Annotated in this window: 17 protein-coding genes; 10 read left to right on the forward strand and 7 right to left on the reverse strand. The window is 70.3% G+C overall.

All coding sequences use genetic code 11. The features are described 5' to 3' along the window. Positions 1 to 49 precede the first annotated feature (49 nt). From Pth03_RS35595 to Pth03_RS35605, 3 genes are read right to left on the reverse strand one after another with little or no spacing between them, the layout of a single operon-like run. Positions 50 to 1219: an RNA ligase gene (locus Pth03_RS35595; RefSeq protein WP_203948883.1), complete on the reverse strand. Its 1170-nt coding sequence runs from the start codon at positions 1217 to 1219 to the stop codon at positions 50 to 52. 39 nt (positions 1220 to 1258) lie between these two features. After that, positions 1259 to 1741 carry a RidA family protein gene (locus tag Pth03_RS35600; RefSeq protein ID WP_203948884.1) on the reverse strand — a complete coding sequence of 161 codons (483 nt, stop codon included), beginning with the start codon at positions 1739 to 1741 and terminating at the stop codon, positions 1259 to 1261. Further along, the gene (locus Pth03_RS35605) at positions 1731 to 2243 is read right to left on the reverse strand and encodes a winged helix-turn-helix transcriptional regulator (protein ID WP_203948885.1); all 513 of its coding nucleotides are present in this window, start codon (positions 2241 to 2243) and stop codon (positions 1731 to 1733) included. The genes Pth03_RS35600 and Pth03_RS35605 overlap by 11 nt, the downstream gene beginning before the upstream one ends. 97 nt (positions 2244 to 2340) lie before the next feature. On the opposite strand from Pth03_RS35605, the gene Pth03_RS35610 reads away from it, so the two are divergent. Then, positions 2341 to 3765: an MFS transporter gene (locus Pth03_RS35610; RefSeq protein WP_203948886.1), complete on the forward strand. Its 1425-nt coding sequence runs from the start codon at positions 2341 to 2343 to the stop codon at positions 3763 to 3765. A gap of 66 nt (positions 3766 to 3831) precedes the next feature. On the opposite strand, the gene Pth03_RS35615 is transcribed toward Pth03_RS35610, so the two are convergent. Then, entirely contained in the window at positions 3832 to 4512 is a 681-nt protein-coding gene (locus Pth03_RS35615; RefSeq protein ID WP_203948887.1) for an SDR family oxidoreductase, read from the reverse strand. A 294-nt stretch (positions 4513 to 4806) separates the two neighbouring features. Between Pth03_RS35615 and Pth03_RS35620 the strand changes: the two genes are divergently transcribed. The 4 genes from Pth03_RS35620 (at position 4807) to Pth03_RS35635 (ending at position 9459) form a co-directional block, all read left to right on the forward strand. Continuing rightward, positions 4807 to 5412 (forward strand): RNA polymerase sigma factor, encoded by a 606-nt coding sequence (locus Pth03_RS35620; RefSeq protein ID WP_239119614.1) that lies wholly within the window; start codon positions 4807 to 4809, stop codon positions 5410 to 5412. Continuing rightward, on the forward strand, positions 5405 to 6520 hold the full coding sequence (locus Pth03_RS35625; RefSeq protein WP_203948888.1) for a CU044_5270 family protein: 1116 nt from the start codon (positions 5405 to 5407) through the stop codon (positions 6518 to 6520). The genes Pth03_RS35620 and Pth03_RS35625 overlap by 8 nt, the downstream gene beginning before the upstream one ends. A gap of 358 nt (positions 6521 to 6878) precedes the next feature. Then, positions 6879 to 8810, forward strand: coding sequence for a Xaa-Pro dipeptidyl-peptidase (locus Pth03_RS35630; RefSeq protein ID WP_239119615.1), 1932 nt, complete (start codon positions 6879 to 6881; stop codon positions 8808 to 8810). Between the two features lie 202 nt (positions 8811 to 9012). Beyond that, on the forward strand, positions 9013 to 9459 hold the full coding sequence (locus tag Pth03_RS35635; RefSeq protein ID WP_203948889.1) for a GtrA family protein: 447 nt from the start codon (positions 9013 to 9015) through the stop codon (positions 9457 to 9459). Between the two features lie 74 nt (positions 9460 to 9533). Here the strand turns inward: Pth03_RS35635 and Pth03_RS35640 are convergent, their stop codons facing one another. Further along, on the reverse strand, positions 9534 to 9893 hold the full coding sequence (locus tag Pth03_RS35640; protein ID WP_203948890.1) for a PRC-barrel domain containing protein: 360 nt from the start codon (positions 9891 to 9893) through the stop codon (positions 9534 to 9536). Between the two features lie 197 nt (positions 9894 to 10090). On the opposite strand from Pth03_RS35640, the gene Pth03_RS35645 reads away from it, so the two are divergent. The 4 genes from Pth03_RS35645 to Pth03_RS35660 are packed head-to-tail and all read left to right on the forward strand — an operon-like array spanning position 10091 to position 13775. Next, complete coding sequence (locus Pth03_RS35645; RefSeq protein WP_203948891.1) at positions 10091 to 10372, forward strand: metal-sensitive transcriptional regulator; 282 nt, start codon at positions 10091 to 10093, stop codon at positions 10370 to 10372. A 25-nt stretch (positions 10373 to 10397) separates the two neighbouring features. Continuing rightward, positions 10398 to 10610, forward strand: coding sequence for a heavy-metal-associated domain-containing protein (locus Pth03_RS35650; protein ID WP_203948892.1), 213 nt, complete (start codon positions 10398 to 10400; stop codon positions 10608 to 10610). Further along, positions 10607 to 11494, forward strand: a complete 888-nt coding sequence (locus tag Pth03_RS35655; RefSeq protein ID WP_203948893.1) for a DUF8832 domain-containing protein — start codon at positions 10607 to 10609, stop codon at positions 11492 to 11494. The genes Pth03_RS35650 and Pth03_RS35655 overlap by 4 nt, the downstream gene beginning before the upstream one ends. Before the next feature lie 46 nt (positions 11495 to 11540). Then, on the forward strand, positions 11541 to 13775 hold the full coding sequence (locus tag Pth03_RS35660; protein WP_203948894.1) for a heavy metal translocating P-type ATPase: 2235 nt from the start codon (positions 11541 to 11543) through the stop codon (positions 13773 to 13775). A gap of 99 nt (positions 13776 to 13874) precedes the next feature. Here the strand turns inward: Pth03_RS35660 and Pth03_RS35665 are convergent, their stop codons facing one another. Next, positions 13875 to 14885: an endonuclease/exonuclease/phosphatase family protein gene (locus Pth03_RS35665; RefSeq protein ID WP_203948895.1), complete on the reverse strand. Its 1011-nt coding sequence runs from the start codon at positions 14883 to 14885 to the stop codon at positions 13875 to 13877. A 186-nt stretch (positions 14886 to 15071) separates the two neighbouring features. On the opposite strand from Pth03_RS35665, the gene Pth03_RS35670 reads away from it, so the two are divergent. Then, positions 15072 to 16415 carry a phytase gene (locus Pth03_RS35670; protein WP_203948896.1) on the forward strand — a complete coding sequence of 448 codons (1344 nt, stop codon included), beginning with the start codon at positions 15072 to 15074 and terminating at the stop codon, positions 16413 to 16415. Positions 16416 to 16469: 54 nt separating this feature from the next. Here the strand turns inward: Pth03_RS35670 and Pth03_RS35675 are convergent, their stop codons facing one another. Continuing rightward, positions 16470 to 17744, reverse strand: coding sequence for an extracellular catalytic domain type 1 short-chain-length polyhydroxyalkanoate depolymerase (locus tag Pth03_RS35675; RefSeq protein ID WP_203948897.1), 1275 nt, complete (start codon positions 17742 to 17744; stop codon positions 16470 to 16472). Positions 17745 to 17792: the final 48 nt, after the last annotated feature.

The following is a 17792-nucleotide window of genomic DNA, read 5'->3' on the forward strand; positions in this document are numbered from 1 at the left end:
CGCGCCATCAGGCTAGCGAGTCGCCCGGCGCTCCCGTGAATCCCGCCGGTCAGGCGACCGCCTCCGGTCGCTCACCCCACGACCGGGAGGCCGGGGGATACAGCGCCCGCCACACGTACGTGGTGATCTCCCTGCCGTCGTAGAGCCGGAACAACGCCCCCGCGTGCTCGTGCCCGCGCACGGCGCTCGCCAGGCCGCGCCGGTCGGCGCCGTACCGTTCACGGAGTCCGGCGACCAGGCCGCCGAGCTCGGCCTCCAGCGCCCGGGCGCTCTCGCGCAGGCCGGTGGCCGTCGAACGCACCCAGGCGTGGAACTCATCGGGCACGCCCGCGATGAACCGCTCCTCCCAGTCGGGCCCGACCCGCAGGATCTCGGCCGCGCGCTCGGGCGTGACGCCGACCGCAGAGCCCCAGTGCTTGGGCTGGAGCACGACGTCCTTGCACGCGTCGACGGCGAGGAACTCCCAGATGACCCGTGCGGACGTCTGGGTGACGACGGCGTGGAGGGCGAGGTAGTCGGCCTGTTTGATCTTGGTGAGGCGGCCGGTGGCGAGCGTCCTGACCACCAGGCCCTCGGCGCCCGGCCGCGGCGGCAGCGCCAGCGCCTCGGCCAGGGTCGCGGCGGGGAAGACCTGGACGCGCGGCCCCGGCCAGTACGGCACGGCGTCCGGTCCGCGCGCGACTCCCGTCGCGGTCTCGACGGCGCCGAGCAGGATGAGGTCGTCGAGGTCGCCGTAGTCGCAGACGATCCGGTTGCCCGGATAGACGATCTCGACCAGGACGGTCATGCCCTCCGGAGGGGAGAAGTCCGGGTAGCGGGAGCGGAGCAGTTCGCTCGCGTGCCTGGCCTGCTCGCTGACGAACGAGCCGCGCGTGGCGACCGCCCATCCGCCGGGCCTCGGAAACAGGAGGCCGAGGCTACCGTCGGCCTTGTCCATGACCTCGACCGGCGCGGTCAGGTCCGGAGGGCCGTCCCACGGTTCGCCGTGGTTCCAGAACTTCTCGAACCCGCGGACCACCACGAGCCCGTCGTGCCCCACGATCAGCCCCCGGCAGGTGCGCGTCACGGTGGTCCACGCCCGGTCGTAGGCGCAGCGCTCCGTGTAGTTGTAGATGTCGAGCGGCAGTGTGGGGTGGGATTCGCGTCGCACGTGTCCGCGCTCGATCGCCTCCGCGAGTTCGCCCGGGTCGAAAAGGTCGGGTAGTCGAAGCTCGGGCACGTGTCTCTCCTGGGGGATGTCGGACCGGTGTCCGGTCGCTCAATCGTCTATCGCGACCTCCGCCTCGATCTCAACGGGAATTCCGAAGGGCAGCTCGGCCAGGCCGACGGCGGAGCGGGCGTGACTGCCGGCCTCCGGCCCCCACAGGTCCAGGATCAGGTCGGAGAACCCGTTGATCACCGCGGGCGCGTTGGTGAAGCCGGGCGCCGCGTTCACCATGCCGAAGACCCTCAGCCAGGCCGTGACCCGGTCCAGGTCGCCGAGTTCGCGCCGGAGACTGGACAGGATCGCGAGGGCGGTGAGGCGGGCCGCGTCGTAGGCCTGCTCCTGCGTCACCTGCGCGCCGACCTTGCCGAGCGGGCCGGCCAGGGAGCCGTCGCCGAGCAGCGGGCCGTGACCGGAGACGAATGCGCGTCCCTTCCGAACCCGGACCCACGGAAAGGGCAGCTCGACGCCCGGCGGGAGGCGCATGGGGTCGGGCAACGCCAGCCCGAGCTCGGTCAGCCGGTTCTCAATGCGCATGACGGTCTCCTCGCGGGGTGCTCCCGGCCGTGACGGGGCCGGCCAGGTTCCAGTCTGGGAGCGTCATCTCGCGGGTGACGTCGCGGGGGTCGACCGGTTCCCCGCAGGTCGTGCAGATCGTGCGGGCGGTCAGCGGGTGGTCGTGGTGCAGCATCTTCATGGGCGGCGACGTCACGGCCCACTTGTCGCCCCAGGCCAGCAGGGCCCGGGTGACCGGTCCCAGCTCGTGGCCGGCCTCGGTCAGGTGGTAGGCCTCGTAGCGCGGGTCCTGCTCCGACGGCCGCCGTTCGAGCACGCCCGCCTCGACCAGGTCCTTCAGCCGCGCTGCCAGGCGGTCGCGCGGCGCGCCGGTGTTGCGCGCGATCTCGCCGAACCGGTGGTTGCCGAACATCACCTCGCGGATGGCGAGCAGCGCCCACCGGTCCCCGACGAGTTCCAGGGCGGAGGCGATCGAGCAGGGGCGCCCGGGGAGGGTGGCCGGGTCGCGGCGTGCAGTGGACATGTCTCAACCTTGGCACTTCGCGGTTTGCAATTCAAACCAGACAGTCGTTATGGTCCCCCTCATGACGTCGGAAGTTGGAATATCAAACCGCTCTCGTATGGCGGCTTTCGTTGTGGTGCTGGCCGTATTCATGACCAACCTCGACCTCTGGATCGTCAACGTGGCGTTGCCGGCCATGGGGTCGAGCTACTCCCACGGCGGCCATCCCGCCTCGTTGAGCGACCTGTCGTGGGTGCTGAACGCCTACGCCATCACCCTTGCCGCGCTGCTCGTGGTGATCGGCAGGATCGGCGACCGCGTCGGGCAGCGGCCCGTGTTCGTCTCCGGAGTCGTCGCGTTCACCCTCGCCTCCGTGGCGTGCGCGCTCGCGCCGACGTTGTGGCTGCTGGTGCTGGCCCGGGTCGTGCAGGCGGCGGGTGCCGCCGCGCAGCTGCCGACCTCGCTGGCGTTGCTGCTCGCGTCCGTGCCCGTCGAGAGGAGGACCGGGGCGACCCGCACCTGGGCCGCGTTCGGCGGTCTCGCGGCGGCCGCCGGGCCGGTGCTCGGCGGGCTGCTGGTGCAGATCGACTGGCGGTGGGTCTTCATCGTGAACGTCCCGATCGGCGTGTTCACCGTCGTCGCCGGGCTGGCCGTCCTGCCCCGCACCGGATCGCGGGAGAAGGGCCCCCTGCCCGACGTCTGGGGCGCCGTGCTCGTCACCGCCACCGTCGCGGCGTTGTCCGGCGCGCTCGTACAGGCGCCCTCCTGGGGCTGGGCGTCCCCCGGCACCTTGGGGCTGCTCGCGGCCGCGGCCGTCGGCGGCGCGTGGTTCTGGCTGCGGTCCGCGCGTCACGCGAGCCCGCTGCTGGAACTGCACCTGCTGCGCCTGCCCGCCTTCGGATCGTCGAGTGTGGGCACGTTCGTCTTCGGCGTCGCGTTCGCGATGATGCTGCTGTCCAACGTGTTGTGGTGCCAGGACGTGTGGCACTGGAGCGCGCTGCGCACCGGGCTCGCCCTGGTCCCCGGCCCCGCGCTGGTGCCGATCGTCACCGTTCTGACGGCTCGTGCCGTACGGAGGCTCGGCCACGGGCCCCTGGTCGCGGCGGGCGGCGTCTTGTTCGCGGCGGGGATGGCATGGCGGGCCGTGTTCGTCTCCACCACACCCGATTACCTGCGCGACCTGCTCCCCAGCATGATCCTTTCCGGCGTGGGCGTCGGTCTCGCCATGGGCACGCTCGTCGCCGCCGGAGTCCAGTCCCTGCCGGCGGGGCGGGCCGCGACCGGATCCGCCCTGGTCAACTCGGTCCGGCAGATCGCCTCCACCGTGGGTGTCGCCGTACTGGTGACGATCATCGGCGCGCGCGTGGACGCCGGATCGGTGGGCGGCTTCCGGCTGGCCTGGGTGATCGGTGCGGGGTTGAGCCTGGTGACGTCGGTCGCGGGTGTGCTTCTCATGCGGTCGCGCTCCACGGCCGGTCACGGTGCGGCCGGTGGAAGGCACGCGTCGGGCATGCCCGAACCCGCCGCGGGACACGCGTCCTGACCGTGCTGTGCCCGTGCCGGGCCGCGCTGACACTGGAGCAGCGCGGCCCGGCCTGCCGTGCGACGCTCAGGCGGGTGTCGCGCTCAAACTCCGCTTGGCGTTGCGGCTGGGCTCGTCGGCGAGGATCTCGGTGAGGCCGGCCTCGATCCCGTCCAGTGCGGCCGCGGCGACGACGGCCGGGTCCGTCTTGTTCTCCGGCGCGACGTAGGAGGACATGTCGGTGTCGATGTAACCGATGTGGAGGCTCGCCACGTGGATGCCCTTGGGGGCCAGTTGCTCCCGGGCCACGTTGGCCATCGCCCATGACGCGGCCTTCGCCGCGGCGTACGCGCCGTAGCCCGCCGGGTGGTACCACGACAGCGCGGACAGCACGTTGAGAACCGCGCCCCCGCCGTTGGCCTCGATGATCGGCGCGAACGCGCGGGTGACGCCGAGAGGGCCGAAGTAGTTGGTCTCCATCTCCAGGCGGATCCGGTCGAAGTCGCCGTCGATGAGCGGCGTGTGGGTGGAGATGCCCGCATTGTTGATGAGCAGGGTGGCGTCCGCCGCGATCAGCGCGGCATTCGTCACAGTCTCCGGCTTGGTGAGGTCGAGCTCCAGCGGCACCGCGCCGGGCACGTCGACGGTCTCGGGCCGCCGGGCGGCGGCGTACACCTTGGCGCCTCGGTCGATCAGCTGCGTGACGAAATGCCGCCCGAGCCCCCTGTTGCCACCGGTGACCACCGCCACCGCATTCTCGATCTTCATTGGCTGATCCTTTCGCCGTTCAATATGACCGCCCGTCTTGAGCTGCCAGCAAGCTATCACCTGTCAGGGGGAAAGCAAGAAGTTCCACCTGTTGATCTACAGCGTAAAGGTGCCTGCCCGGCTTCTGAGGTGGCCGTACGTGCTGGAATGCTGGTCGGCACACATCGCCGGCCGGCGTCGCCGTCTCCCGCCGGACGAGTCTCGCGACAGGCGTGAAAGCGGATGCGGGGATCGGGCTACACACACTGACCGCTTTCACCCCGTCGAAAGGCGACCGATGACAGGGAGCCCTCCGTGACCGCCCCGCCCTGGCTGGACGAGTCAGCTGAGATGCGGCTGTCCCATGCCGAACCTGAACGCTTCGCCGCGATATTCGACGCTCACTTCGCCGAGATCCACCGTTATGTGGTCAGCCGTCTGGGGCCGAGCATGGCGGAGGACGTCGTCGCTGAGACGTTTCTCACAGCTTTTCGCAACAGGTCGCGTTATGACGCCGGTCGTGGCGGCGTGCGCCCGTGGTTGTACGGCATCGCCACCAACAGGATCAACAAGCAGCGGCGGCACGAGATGCGCACGCTGCGGGCCATGGGCAGGCAGGGTCCGGAGCCGCCCGCGGAAGGCCCCGAGCTCCGGGTCGTGGCCAGCGTCACCGCACAGCGGCTGAAGCCGGCGCTGGCCAGGGCGATCGCCTCGCTCAACGACGGCGACCGCGACGTGTTGCTGCTGGTGGCCCTGGCCGGGCTGACCCACGAGGAGGTCGCCGCCTCCCTCGGCATTCCGTACGGAACCGTCGGATCGCGGCTGAGCCGGGCGAGGAAGAAGGTACGCGCCGTAATCGGCGATACCAACCCCATGCATGACATGACGGATATTTCAGGAGAGAAGAAGCACGATGGATGACCTGAAGACGGTGCGCGAGGTCTACGGCGAGGTCGCTCCTGACGCCCGGATGGAAGCCCGGATCCGGGCGCGGCTCGCCGGCGAGGCCGGTGCGCGCACGCCGTCGCGATACGGGTTCCTGCGCCGCCGGGGCGCCGTCGGCGTGGGGCTGCTCGCCACCGCCGCCGCGGCGGCCGTCGGCGTCGCGGCTGTCGGCATCGGATCCGGCTCGGGAACGGCGCCCGTCGCGGGACGGGAGCTGTCGGCCCGGTCGATCCTGCTGGCGGCGGCGGACCAGGCCGCGGCCGAGCCGGCCGGCCGGTTCTGGAGGCTGCACATGATCAGCGGATCCGGCGGCCGGGTCGACGGGGCCGACTACACGATCTTCAGCCCGGGCGAGTTCGACGGGTGGCAGTCGGCGTCGGACAGTGAGACCGACGTCACCTACCAGCGGGACCTGGCCTCCTACCCGGCGACGGCGGCGGACAAGGCCGCCTGGCAGAGGGCCGGCTCGCCGACGTCGTTCAAGGTGCGCAACAACGCCGACTTCATCACCTACACCACCTCCGACGGACAGTGGACCGAGCGGCGGGTGACGTCCAAGGTCAAGAAGTACTCCGCAGAGGAGCTCAAGCAGCTGTGCGCCAGAGCGGAGGCCGCTGCGAAGTGTCCCCCGAGCGCTCGGATGAGCTGGGCGGAGAAGGAGAAGATCGCCTCCGACCCCCAGCGCTTCGAGGAGTTGCTGTTCCCCCCGACGGCCCCGGGCAAGAGCCCCGCCAACAAGCTGGCGCAGGGGTTCGACTTCCTGATCGAGCAGCCCGCCTCTCCGCAGATCAGGGCCAAGGCGTTCCGCGTGCTCGCCGACCTGCCGGGTGTGCGCAGCGTGGGCACGGTGAAGTCGCTTGACGGCCGCACCGGCATCGGGATCGCCGCCGAAGGCAACATGATCGACGACAGCGGCGCCAAGTTCGAATACCGCGTCATCCTCGACCCCGAGACCTACACGGTGATCGGGGACAAGGAGACCGTCGTCGACGGGTCGTACCGCGGGCTCGGGCCCGGATCGGTGCTGTTCGAGCAGGGCGTCATGCAGGCGGGCTGGACCACTGACGACCCTCACCACAACTGACGGGCGATCCCGGCTCCCCGGTGCGTCGGGGAGCCGGGATCATCCCTGCTGGTTGACCGAGTTACCCCGCTGACACAGCTCGACGATCTTGGCCTTGAACTCCGGTGTGAACGAACGGAGACCGCCGAGCGCACGGGGCTTCCGCTGGGCACCGTGGAATCCCGGGTCCACCACGCCCGCCGGTACGTCCAGGAGTGGCTCACCGACAGGTCCTGATCGGCGACCGTCCCAGGGCTCCGCATGTCACGTATCGGCCGCAAGGCGGTATACAAGAGATAAAGGGATCTTGTCAGCTTTGTAATCAAGAGTGAAAGTTGCGCGCAATCGTCCTTATTTCCGGTAATCCGGGAGGATTTGCGTGCCCGAATCACTTCGGCGAGTCGTTCCCGCTCTCGCCCTCGCGGCGGCGCTGGCCACGGTCGTGGGAACCGCTCCCGCGCAGGCGGAGGCCAAGCCAGAGATCCAGGTCAAGCAGGGAGTCACCCAGCCCGTCTTCTCCTACGCCGACGCCGTTCGCGAATACGTCTACGTCGAATCGAGCGTGGACAGCGACGGAGACGGCGCCAACGACCGCGTCCGGGTCGACATCATCCGGCCGAAGGAGTCGAACCAGGGCCTCAAGGTCCCGGTGATCATCGATGAGAGCCCTTACTACGACAACTCGGGCCGAGGCAACGAGTCGGAGCGCAAGACCTACGACGCCGCCGGCAACCCGCTCAAATTCCCCCTGTTCTACGACAACTACTTCGTGCCGCGCGGCTACGCCGTACTCGACGTGGACATGATCGGTACGACGAAGTCCGACGGATGCCCGGACATGGGCGGCAAGGCCGACGTGCTCGGCGGCAAGGCCGTCATCGACTGGCTGAACGGCCGGGCGAAGGCCTACGACGCCGCAGGGAACCCGGTCAAGGCGACCTGGACCACCGGCAAGGCCGCCATGATCGGCAAGTCGTACGACGGCACCCTCGCCAACGCCGTCGCCGCCACGGGCGTCAAGGGGCTCGAAACCATCGTGCCGATCAACGCGATCAGCTCGTGGTACCGCTACCAGCGGATGAACGGCGTTGTCTACAACTACAACTACCCGTCCTACCTCACCAACGTGGTCGACACCGATCCCGACGCCAAGTGCGCCGCCGTACGCGCGGGCCTGGACGCGGCCGCCGGCGACGACACCGGCAACTACAACGCGTTCTGGCAGGAGCGCGACTACCTCCACGGGACGGTCTCCGACGTACGGAAGGTCCGCGCCAGCGTCTTCGCGGTGCACACGCTCAACGACCTCAACGTCAAGACCGACAACCTCTCCACCTGGTGGGACGCGCTCGGCGACAGGAACGTGCCGCGCAAGATCTGGCTCGGGCAGTACGAGCACGTCGACCCGTTCGACTACCGCCGCGACGTCTGGGTCGACACCCTGCACCGCTGGTTCGACTACTGGCTGTACGGCGTGAAGAACGGGATCATGCAGGAACCGCGGGCCGACATCCAGACGGGCCCCGACTCCTGGATCACGCAGAAGGACTGGCCGGCGCCCCACACGGACAAGGTCGCCTTCCGCCCCACCGCGGACGGCTCGCTCGGCCTCGCCAAGGGCGCCAAGGGCACGACCGCCACGTTCACCGACATCCGCCAGTCGGAGAACGCCATGACCGCCGACGTGGGAACCCCCGCCGCCGGCCGCGCCGCGTTCACGACCGGCGAGCTCCCCGTCGACCTGCGGATGTCCGGAACCCCCACGGTCTCCCTGAAGGTCACACTGGACAAGCCGACCTCCAACCTCACCGCCCTGCTCGTCGACTTCGGCGAGGAGGCCCGGGTCGACTGGCGCTCCGGAGGCGGCATCACGACCAACACCGACGAGACCTGTTACGGCGAGAGCACCGAAGCCGACGACGCCTGCTACCGGACGACCACCACGAGGGTGGCGACCCGGCCGCTGGAGATCGTGGCCCGCGGCTGGATCGACGTGCAGAACCGCGACTCGCTGACGACGTCGTCCCCCCTGCCTGCCGGGGAGTCTGGCACCGTCACGTGGGACACCCTGCCGCAGGACTACACCTTCAAGCAGGGCCACCGGCTGGGCGTGATCCTCGCGGGCACCGACTCCAGCTACGTCCGTGACGCGGCCACCGGGGCCGCGGTCACCGTCGACCTGGCCAAGAGCAAGATCACGCTGCCGCTGGTGACCGGCACATCGCTGGACACCGCCGGCTTCGGCAAGAAGCAGGGCTGGCACGGCCCCGCCAAGGTGGACCTGCCGACCCCGCAGGCACGCCTGTTCTGATCCGCCGCTACCCGGGTTCCCCGTCGCTGCACAGCGGCGGGGAACCTCGCGTTCGGGGACATCGGAGATGAAATGAGATGGCGGTCGTACAAGACGCTGTGAGCGGTTTGGGCGGTCCGCTGGGACGGCCGGGCGGCGTTTCTCATCCCGGGTTCAGGAACAATTCAGGCAGCTCCCACATTGAGTCGCGACCGTTGTCGGCATGAGGGAGCTGATGACCCGGCTGGAGCCGCCAACGGTGCGGCAGGTGGGCATACGCGAGCAGCTGCCCAGCTTCGTGATCATCGGGCTCGTCTGCACCGTCGTCCAGCTCGTGCTGTACACGCTGCTGCGCCCGCCCATGGGACCGGTGCCGGCCAACGTCGTCTCGTACCTGCTCGTCGCGGTGGTCAACACCGCAGCCAACCGCCGTTTCACGTTCGGGGTGAGCGGGTCGCGCAATGCCGTACGGCACCACATCGAAGGCGGGGCGGCCTTCGTGCTGGGTCTGGCGGCGAGCACCGGAGGGCTGGCCGTCGTCAACGCCGCCCGGCCGGGCGGCTCCTGGCTCGCCGAGGTCGGCGCCCTGCTGGGATGCAACTTCTTCGCGGCCGTGCTGCGCTTCCTGTTGCTGCGCTCCTGGGTCTTCCACCCACGCCGGATCCGCTAGCCGGAGCCGCCCGGCATGGGCGCGTCCCGCCACGGAGGACGTGGCGGGACGCGTGAAGGCGTCGCGGGCCGCACTTACAGGCCGCGCTCGAAACCGCCGTAGTAACCGCCCAGCTGGTCGCGGTAGGCGGGGTCCTTGAAGGCGGTGTCCTCGAACTCCGGTGCGTTCTTGATCTCTTCCTTCGTTCTGGAGACGAAGACCTTCTCCTCCTGCGGATCGATCCGCGTGACCGTGCCCGCCGGCAGGACCACCTTCTTGCCGAAGATCCAGGGCCCGGTGTCGACGACGAGGTAGCTGTCTCCCACCTCGTAGTTCGACTCGTCCACCGAGCCGATCCTGCCGTCGGTGGCCTCCACGGTGAAACCGGTGACGTCGAGCGTCCTGTCGCCGTACAGGTCCTGGCGGTAGGTCCAGAGGTTCTGGTTCGGCTGCATGCCGTGCTCTCCTTCGAGCTGAGGCGATGTTGCGGACGTCACCCCCTCTGCCCGGCGTGAGGATCCCAAACAGGGGTCGCGGGCGCACGTCTTTCTCTGACCGGCTGACCAGGCACTTCGGCCCTGCCCAGAAACGGAAGGCATACCATAGGGGGGTATGGTGTTATGGTACGCATCGTAAGGATGGAGGCGGAAAGATGGCGGGATACACGGCGAGCAAGGAGGAGCACCTCCGGCGGCTGAGGCGCGTCGAGGGCCAGATCCGCGGCCTGGAGCGCATGGTCGACGAGGACAAATACTGCATCGACATCCTCACCCAGGTGTCGGCGGCCAACAGGGCGCTGCAGGCCTTCGCCCTGGAGCTGCTCGAGGAGCATTTGGCCCACTGTGTCGCGGAGGCCGTCGCCAAAGGCGGCGCCGAGGCCGACGCCAAGGTCAAGGAAGCCTCCGACGCCATCGCGCGCCTCGTCCGTTCCTGATCGACATAGAACTGGAGTTTTCGTCATGACCACCGCGACCTACACCGTCACCGGGATGACCTGCAGCCACTGCGTCGCCTCCGTCAAAGAAGAGGTCGGCGGAGTTCCGGGAGTCTCCGGCGTCGAGGTCGACCTCGCCACGGGCCTTGTGACGGTGGACAGCGACGCCCCGGTCGACGCGACCGTGATCAGGGCAGCCGTCCAGGAGGCCGGCTACGACGTGGTGGATCAGCCGTGAACCCCGTCGCCAAGTTAGGCGTGTACGCCCTCGGGCTGGTGGTCATCTTCGGGGTGGCCCTCGGGGTCGGCTCCGCCGTTGATCCGGCCCCCGCCGCGAGCAGGTCGAACGCGGGCCCACACGACGCCGGCGGGCACGATGGGGGCCACGACGGCGGGCACGCCACGGCGGAGCCCGCCGGGGGACACGTGCCGGGCGGCCTGCAGACCTCGCAGGACGGTTACACGCTCGTCCCGCAGACGACCACGCTCATCCCGGGTAAGACGGCCGAGTTCCGGTTCACGGTGACCGGACCGGACGGCAGGCCGGTGACGGCCTACCGAACCGAGCACGACAAGAAGCTGCACCTCATCGTCGTCAGCCGCGACCTGGGCGACTACCGGCATCTTCATCCCGAGGAGGCGGGCGGGGGCGTCTGGTCGACACCCCTGACGCTGCCCGAGGCCGGGGTGTACCGCGCGTTCGCCGACTTCGCGCCCGACCGGCACGCGGGCCTCACCCTCGGCGCCGACCTGTTCGCCCCCGGCCCGTACACACCGCGTGCGCTACCCGCCGCCGGCCGTACCGCTGACGTCGACGGCTACACGGTGAGCCTGGCCGGCACGCTCACCCCGGGCACGGCGAGCAGGCTGACCCTCACGGTCACCGAGGACGGCACGCCCGTCACCGACCTGGAGCCCTACCTCGGGGCCTACGGCCACCTGGTCGCGCTACGCGCGGGAGACCTCGCCTACCTGCACGTCCACCCGGACGAGACGGGCAAGGCCGGACCCGAGGTCACCTTCGAGGCCGAGGTGCCGAGCGGCGGGGACTACCGACTGTTCTTCGACTTCCAGCACGGGGGAGTCGTGCGCACCGCGGCGTTCACCGTGAAGGCCGGCTGACATGAACACTCCGGCAACCGGCGGCATGACGCGGAAAGGAGAGGCGATGACGTCCGTCATCGACGACAGGCCGCACACCGGCGGCTCGGTCGAGCTCGCGATCGGCGGCATGACCTGCGCGTCCTGTGCCACCAGGATCGAGCGCAAGCTGAACAAGCTCGACGGGGTCACCGCTGCGGTCAACTACGCCACCGAGAAGGCCAAGGTGACCTTCCCCGCGGGGCTCGACCCCCGGGACCTGGTCGCCGAGGTCGAGAAGGCCGGATACACGGCCAAGCTGCCCGAGCCCGAACCGGAGGAGCGGGAGCCGGAAGACGACCTCAGGCCGTTGCGGACGAGACTGACCATCTCGCTGGTGCTGGCCGTACCCGTGATCGCGATGGCGATGATTTCGCCTCTGCAGTTCACCTACTGGCAGTGGTTGTCGCTGACGCTGGCCGCGCCCATCGTGGTCTACGGCGGATGGCCGTTGCACAAGGCGGCGTGGACGAACCTCCGGCACGGTGCGGCGACCATGGACACCCTGGTGTCGGTGGGCACGATCGCCGCGTTCGGCTGGTCGTTGTGGGCGCTGTTCCTCGGGACGGCGGGCACGCCCGGCATGACCCACGGCTTCGAGTTCACGACCACACGCGGCGATGGGTCGGGGAACATCTACCTGGAGGCCGCAGCCGGCGTGACCGCCTTCATCCTGGCGGGCCGCTATTTCGAGACCCGCTCCAAGCGCCGCGCGGGCGCCGCGTTGCGCGCGCTGATGGAGATGGGCGCCAAGGACGTGACGGTCCTCCGCGACGGCGCCGAGGAACGGGTACCCGTCGACCGTCTGGCGGTGGGCGACCTGTTCGTCGTACGGCCAGGCGAGAAGATCGCCACTGACGGCGTCGTCGAGGAGGGCACGTCTGCCGTCGACGCGAGCATGCTGACCGGCGAGTCCGTCCCGGTGGAGGTGCGGCCCGGCGAGGCGGTCACCGGTGCGACGGTGAACGCGGGCGGCCGGCTGGTCGTGCGCGCCACACGGGTCGGCGCGGACACCCGGCTCGCGCAGATGGCCCGCCTGGTCGAGGAGGCGCAGACCAGGAAGGCCCAGGTGCAACGGCTCGCCGACAAGATCTCGGCGGTCTTCGTGCCCGCTGTGATCGCACTGGCCGTCGGCACGCTGGGCTTCTGGCTCGGCACCGGCCAGGGAGCGGCGGCGGCCTTCACGGCGGCGGTCGCCGTGCTGATCATCGCCTGCCCCTGCGCGCTCGGCCTGGCCACCCCCACGGCCCTGCTCGTCGGTACGGGCAGGGGCGCACAACTCGGCATCCTCATCAAGGGGCCGGAGGCGCTGGAGTCGACCCGCCGGGTAGACACGATCGTCCTGGACAAGACCGGCACCGTCACCGAGGGCCGCATGACCCTGGTCAAGGTCGTCGTCGGCCAAGGGGAGAACCGCGATGAGGTGCTGCGGCTTGCCGGGGCGCTGGAGCGCGGCTCCGAGCACCCGATCGCCCAGGCGATCGCCAGGGGAGCGGCGGAAGAAGTCGGTGGCCTGCCCGTCCCCGGCGACTTCACCAACGTGGAGGGCCTGGGCGTCCAGGGCGTCGTGGACGGCCATGCCGTGCTCGTCGGCCGGCCCCGGCTGCTCGCCGAATGGTCACAGCACCTTCCCGGCGACCTGGAGCGGGCCTTGCACGAGGCACAGGACGCCGGCCGTACGGCTGTCGCGGTCGGCTGGGACGGCAGGGCCCGCGCGATCCTCGCGGTCGCCGACGTCGTCAAGCCGTCCTCGGCCGAAGCGGTCTCCCGGCTGCGCAGGCTCGGCCTGGACCCCGTGCTGCTGACGGGGGACAACGAGACCGTCGCCCGGTCCGTGGCCGCCGACGTCGGCATCACCGAGGTGATCGCCGAGGTGCTGCCCGCCGACAAGGTCGCCGTCGTCAAGGAACTGCAGAGCCGCGGGAAGGTCGTGGCGATGGTCGGCGACGGCGTCAACGACGCGGCCGCGCTCGCTCAGGCCGACCTCGGCCTGGCCATGGGCACCGGCACCGACGTGGCCATCGAGGCCGCTGACCTGACGCTGGTACGCGGCGATCTGCGCGTCGCGGCCGACGCGATCAGGTTGTCGCGCCGGACGTTGCGCACGATCAAGGGCAACCTGTTCTGGGCCTTCGCCTACAACCTGGCCGGCCTGCCGCTGGCCGCCACCGGGCTGCTCAGCCCGATGATCGCGGGCGGCGCGATGGCGTTGTCCAGTGTCTTCGTGGTGAGCAACAGCCTGCGTCTGCGCCGCTTCAAGTAAGCCGTTTCAAGTGAGCCGCGTGCCCCCGGGAGGTGGTCGTCCCGGGGGCACGCGCGTGTCCACCGGGACGACATCGTGCTGAAGTAGGCGGGCTCAACCTCAGGTGGCGGGCGGGAGGACGAGTTCGGCGAACACGGCATGGTGGTCGGTGACGGGCAGCCGGTGCACGCCGAACGCGCGCACGCCCACACCGGGGCCTGCCAGCACGTGGTCGAGCGTCACCGGCGGGATGGCGAAGCCGTTGAAGTGCCACGGCTGGTACGGCCACGTCGTCGCCAGGCCCTGCCCCATGGTGTCGGCGGCGTCATGGTAGCCCTCGGCCAGCAGGCGCCGCGTCGGCGCGTGATCGAGGGTCGCGTTGAAATCGCCCGCCAGCACGCTTGACGCTCGCGGCCGGCCGCTCAGCGCCGCCAGCCCCTCCGCCCAGCACGCGAACCTGTTCTCGTAGCGGGGAGCGCAGGGATGCACGGACACGATCTCGACCGGCCCCGCGCCGGGGACGTCCACGCTCGCCCGTGCCTGCCCGAACCCCCCGAGCTCGATCGCCTCATCAGGAGTGACCGGAAACCGGGCATAGATCCCGGAGCCGCCGACCCCTGGCCGTGAACGATCCACCTTGTACGGCAGCAGCCCCTCCAGCCCGTCCCTCTTCAGCTCTGCCGCGGCGGAGGGGGTCAGCTCCTGAAGGGTCAGCACGTCGGGGCGGAGTCTCCGTACGAGGTCGATGAGGGCGGGCCCGGGCACCGACCCCTTCAGGAGGTTGGACGTCAGCACACGCAGGGGCGGCCCGGTCGTGTGCCCACCCGCAGGAAGCGCCCGCGGCAGGACGTGCGCCGCGAGCGTGGCCGTACTCATGAGACTCACGGCCAGGGCCGTCCAGCGGCGCGACGCGAGTGCGGTGATCACCGCGACGATCGAGGCCGGGGCGACATAGGGCGTGAATCCCACGAGCTGCACCCAGCGGAAATCCACGTCGGCGGGGATCGTCCGCAACACCGCCCAGCCCGCGAACGGCGCGACGGCCAGCCAGACGAGCACGCTCACCCACCGTCGCGGTGGGCGGCTGTTCCGATCGTCGGCTGCCTGTGGGCCGGAGACTTCGGCGATCATGCGGCACATGCTCGCACGGACAGATCGCCGGCGGGCGTGGATTCAGGCTGCCGCAGACGCGGCTGGGACCGGCTCGCGGGCATGCGGCACGTCACCCCGACTTGTACGGAATTTCCGGCATGGTTCATCCCCTATTCGGCTCACCTGAACAGGATCAAGAAACGCCCCCTGACAGGAGAAGTGCGAATGCGTCCCCTGAACATGCTGGCACCCGCCGCGCTGACGATCTGCGTGCTCTGCGCCTCCGCCCCGGCGACGGCGTCGGTGGCGAAGGCGCTGCCCACTGCGCTGCCCACCGTGGCGCCCCGCGTCGAGACCCCGGCGCTCTTCGATGACGAGGCCGGCGGCAACGCCAACGGCGACGACCCGGCGATCTGGGTGCACCCCGCCTCCCCGGAGAGCAGCGTGGTCGCCACCACCGCGAAAGAGGGCGGCCTGTACGCCTACGACCTCGGCGGCAGGCAGCTTCAGCACATTCCCGCCCCCGCCGCACCCAGTGCGGACGACGAGCCGGGACGGCTGAACAACGTGGACGTCGTCTACGGCCACGCCTCCGCCGGCAAACGGTCCGACATCCTGATCGCCTCCGACCGCGGATCCGACAAGCTCCGCGTCTACCGGGTCGACCCGGCGAAGGCGGCCCGCGGTCAGGCGCCGCTCACCGACATCACCGATCCCGCCGCGCCGTTCATCTTCAACTCCACCCAGGAGGAGGTGAACGAGGCCGAGACGGTCTACGGCCTGGCGGCGTGGAAGCGCCCCTCGGGCACCTACGTCGTGGTGAGCAGGCGGCACACCACCCGGCTGGCGCTGCTCAAGCTGACCGACGCCCCCCACGGGAAGGTCGGGTACACGCTGATCCGCACCATCGACCTGCCGTCGAGCTTCCCGCTGCCCGGCGGCGGCCGGTGGACCCCCTGCGACGAGCCCGGAGTCGGGCCCCAGGTCGAGGGCATGGTCGTCGACGCCCGGACGGGCACCCTGTACGCGGCTCAGGAGGACGTCGGCGTCTGGCGCATCTCCGGCGACCTCACCGGCTCGCCCGCGCTGATCGACCGCGTCCGGGAGTTCGGAGTGCCCGCCACCTACGACCCCGGCACAGAGGAGTGCGTGCCCGGAGCCGACCCCGGATTCGGCGGACGCCACCTGTCGGCCGACGCCGAGGGCTTGACCATCTATTACGGCAAGGGCGGCAGCGGGTACCTGATCGCCTCCAGCCAGGGCGACGACACCTTCTCCGTCTACGACCGGTCCGGCAGGAACGCCTACATCGGGTCGTTCCAGGTCGGCGACCACCACGGCGTCGACGGTGTGCAGGCCAGCGACGGCGCGATGGTGGTCAACGTGCCGCTCGGCCGCCGGTTCCCCAAGGGCCTGTTCGTCACCCACGACGGCGCCGACACCCCCGAGGCGCTCGACCCTGAGGGCGAGGCGCGGGAGAAGACGAACTTCAAGTACGTGAAGTGGGACGACATCGCCGGCCGTCTGGGTCTCGACGTCGACACCAGCAGCTGGAATCCGCGCGGCTGAGCGCACGAGCGCCCCGGCCGGCATCCGGCCGGGGCGCGGTTCAGGCGCCGATCGTCAGCACTCGCCGTCGGCGACGACCCAGTAGTTCGGGCCGGTCTGCTTGAGCCCGTGTGTGGTGAAGGTGTTCCACAGGCCCATGGGGTCGTTGGAGCCGTTGGCGTACGTCTGGCCGCCCGACTGGTGGGCCCGGCCTGCGGTGGTGTGGGCGTAGTTGCTCGCCCGCACGCATGTGGCGGGCGGCGTCGGGGTCGGCGTGGGAGTCGGCGTGGGAGTCGGAGTCGGGGTCGGCGTGGGGGTCACGGGCGGGGTCGGGGTGGGCGTGGGGGTGGTGGGCGGCGTTCCGCCGTCCAGGCCGAAGAACCGCGCGTCGTGGTAGGCCGAGCAGATGCTGTCGAGGAAATACGCCGCCGTCGCCCCGCACTGGTCGGGAGCGCTGCCCGGGTCGACCGGCAGGCCGTGACCCATTCCGGCGAGCTCGTACAGGCGCACGTCGTCGTCGCCGTACACCTTCAGCGAGGTGCCGCCGGTGAGAGATTGCGTGGAGCTGGGCGTCTGGGACACCCCGCGCACGTTGGTCCACTGGTCGCGCAGCTGGGTGCCGTTGGCGGGGGTGACCGTGTAGTCGGACTGGCCCTGCCAGATGGCGACCCGCGGGTACGGGCCCGAGTAGCCCGAGTAGGCGCCGCGGACCAGGTCGCCCCACTGCTGCGGCGTCTTGCTGGTCGCGCTGTACTGGCAGCTGGACGCCTGGGTCAGGCTGGTGGCGCAGTGGTAGGCGAGCCCGGCGCCGATCGAACCGGCGGCGAAGACGTCGGGGTAGGTGGCCAGCATGACCGCCGACATGGCCCCGCCCGCCGACAACCCGGAGACGTAGACCCGGGAAGGGTCGGTTCCGTAGTTGGCGACCGCGTAGGCGACCATCGCACGGATCGAGGCGGCCTCACCCTGGCCCCGGGCGGTGTCGCCGGTCTGGAACCAGTTGAAGCAGCTGGTGGAGTTGTTGGCGCTGCTGGTCTGCGGCAGCACGAGGGCGAACTTCCACTGGTCGGCGAACTTCTGCCAGCCGCTGTTGGCGAAGTAGCCACTGGCGTTCTGGGTGCAGCCGTGCAGGAGCACCACGAGGGGGCGGCCGCTCGGCAGGCCGTCGGGACGGTAGCTGTACATGGAGAGATTGCCCGGGTTGCCGCCGAACGAGCTGACCTGAACGAGTGAGGCCGCCTGCGCGGGCACGGCGGTCAGCGCCGGGGCGAGCAGGCCGGCCGCCGCGAGCAGTACGGCCAGCATGGTGAGGACGGCCCGGGACGGCCGCGCGGGGGGAGATGAGACCATGGGGGGCTCCTTGTGTGACCTGGCTCACGGTCCTTTCAGCGCACGGTA

Origin of the sequence: Planotetraspora thailandica, assembly GCF_016863335.1 — a bacterium.
Lineage (GTDB): Bacteria > Actinomycetota > Actinomycetes > Streptosporangiales > Streptosporangiaceae > Planotetraspora > Planotetraspora thailandica.

What these genes read in the sequence shown, in the direction of transcription:
- Pth03_RS35600 (WP_203948884.1), bottom strand. Translation starts at nt 1,741, where the DNA reads ATGCGCATTGAGAACCGGCTGACCGAGCTCGGGCTGGCGTTGCCCGAC.
- Pth03_RS35605 (WP_203948885.1), bottom strand. Translation starts at nt 2,243, where the DNA reads ATGTCCACTGCACGCCGCGACCCGGCCACCCTCCCCGGGCGCCCCTGC.
- Pth03_RS35610 (WP_203948886.1), top strand. Translation starts at nt 2,341, where the DNA reads ATGGCGGCTTTCGTTGTGGTGCTGGCCGTATTCATGACCAACCTCGAC.
- Pth03_RS35615 (WP_203948887.1), bottom strand. Translation starts at nt 4,512, where the DNA reads ATGAAGATCGAGAATGCGGTGGCGGTGGTCACCGGTGGCAACAGGGGG.
- Pth03_RS35625 (WP_203948888.1), top strand. Translation starts at nt 5,405, where the DNA reads ATGGATGACCTGAAGACGGTGCGCGAGGTCTACGGCGAGGTCGCTCCT.
- Pth03_RS35635 (WP_203948889.1), top strand. Translation starts at nt 9,013, where the DNA reads ATGAGGGAGCTGATGACCCGGCTGGAGCCGCCAACGGTGCGGCAGGTG.
- Pth03_RS35640 (WP_203948890.1), bottom strand. Translation starts at nt 9,893, where the DNA reads ATGCAGCCGAACCAGAACCTCTGGACCTACCGCCAGGACCTGTACGGC.
- Pth03_RS35645 (WP_203948891.1), top strand. Translation starts at nt 10,091, where the DNA reads ATGGCGGGATACACGGCGAGCAAGGAGGAGCACCTCCGGCGGCTGAGG.
- Pth03_RS35650 (WP_203948892.1), top strand. Translation starts at nt 10,398, where the DNA reads ATGACCACCGCGACCTACACCGTCACCGGGATGACCTGCAGCCACTGC.
- Pth03_RS35660 (WP_203948894.1), top strand. Translation starts at nt 11,541, where the DNA reads ATGACGTCCGTCATCGACGACAGGCCGCACACCGGCGGCTCGGTCGAG.
- Pth03_RS35665 (WP_203948895.1), bottom strand. Translation starts at nt 14,885, where the DNA reads ATGATCGCCGAAGTCTCCGGCCCACAGGCAGCCGACGATCGGAACAGC.
- Pth03_RS35670 (WP_203948896.1), top strand. Translation starts at nt 15,072, where the DNA reads ATGCGTCCCCTGAACATGCTGGCACCCGCCGCGCTGACGATCTGCGTG.
- Pth03_RS35675 (WP_203948897.1), bottom strand. Translation starts at nt 17,744, where the DNA reads ATGGTCTCATCTCCCCCCGCGCGGCCGTCCCGGGCCGTCCTCACCATG.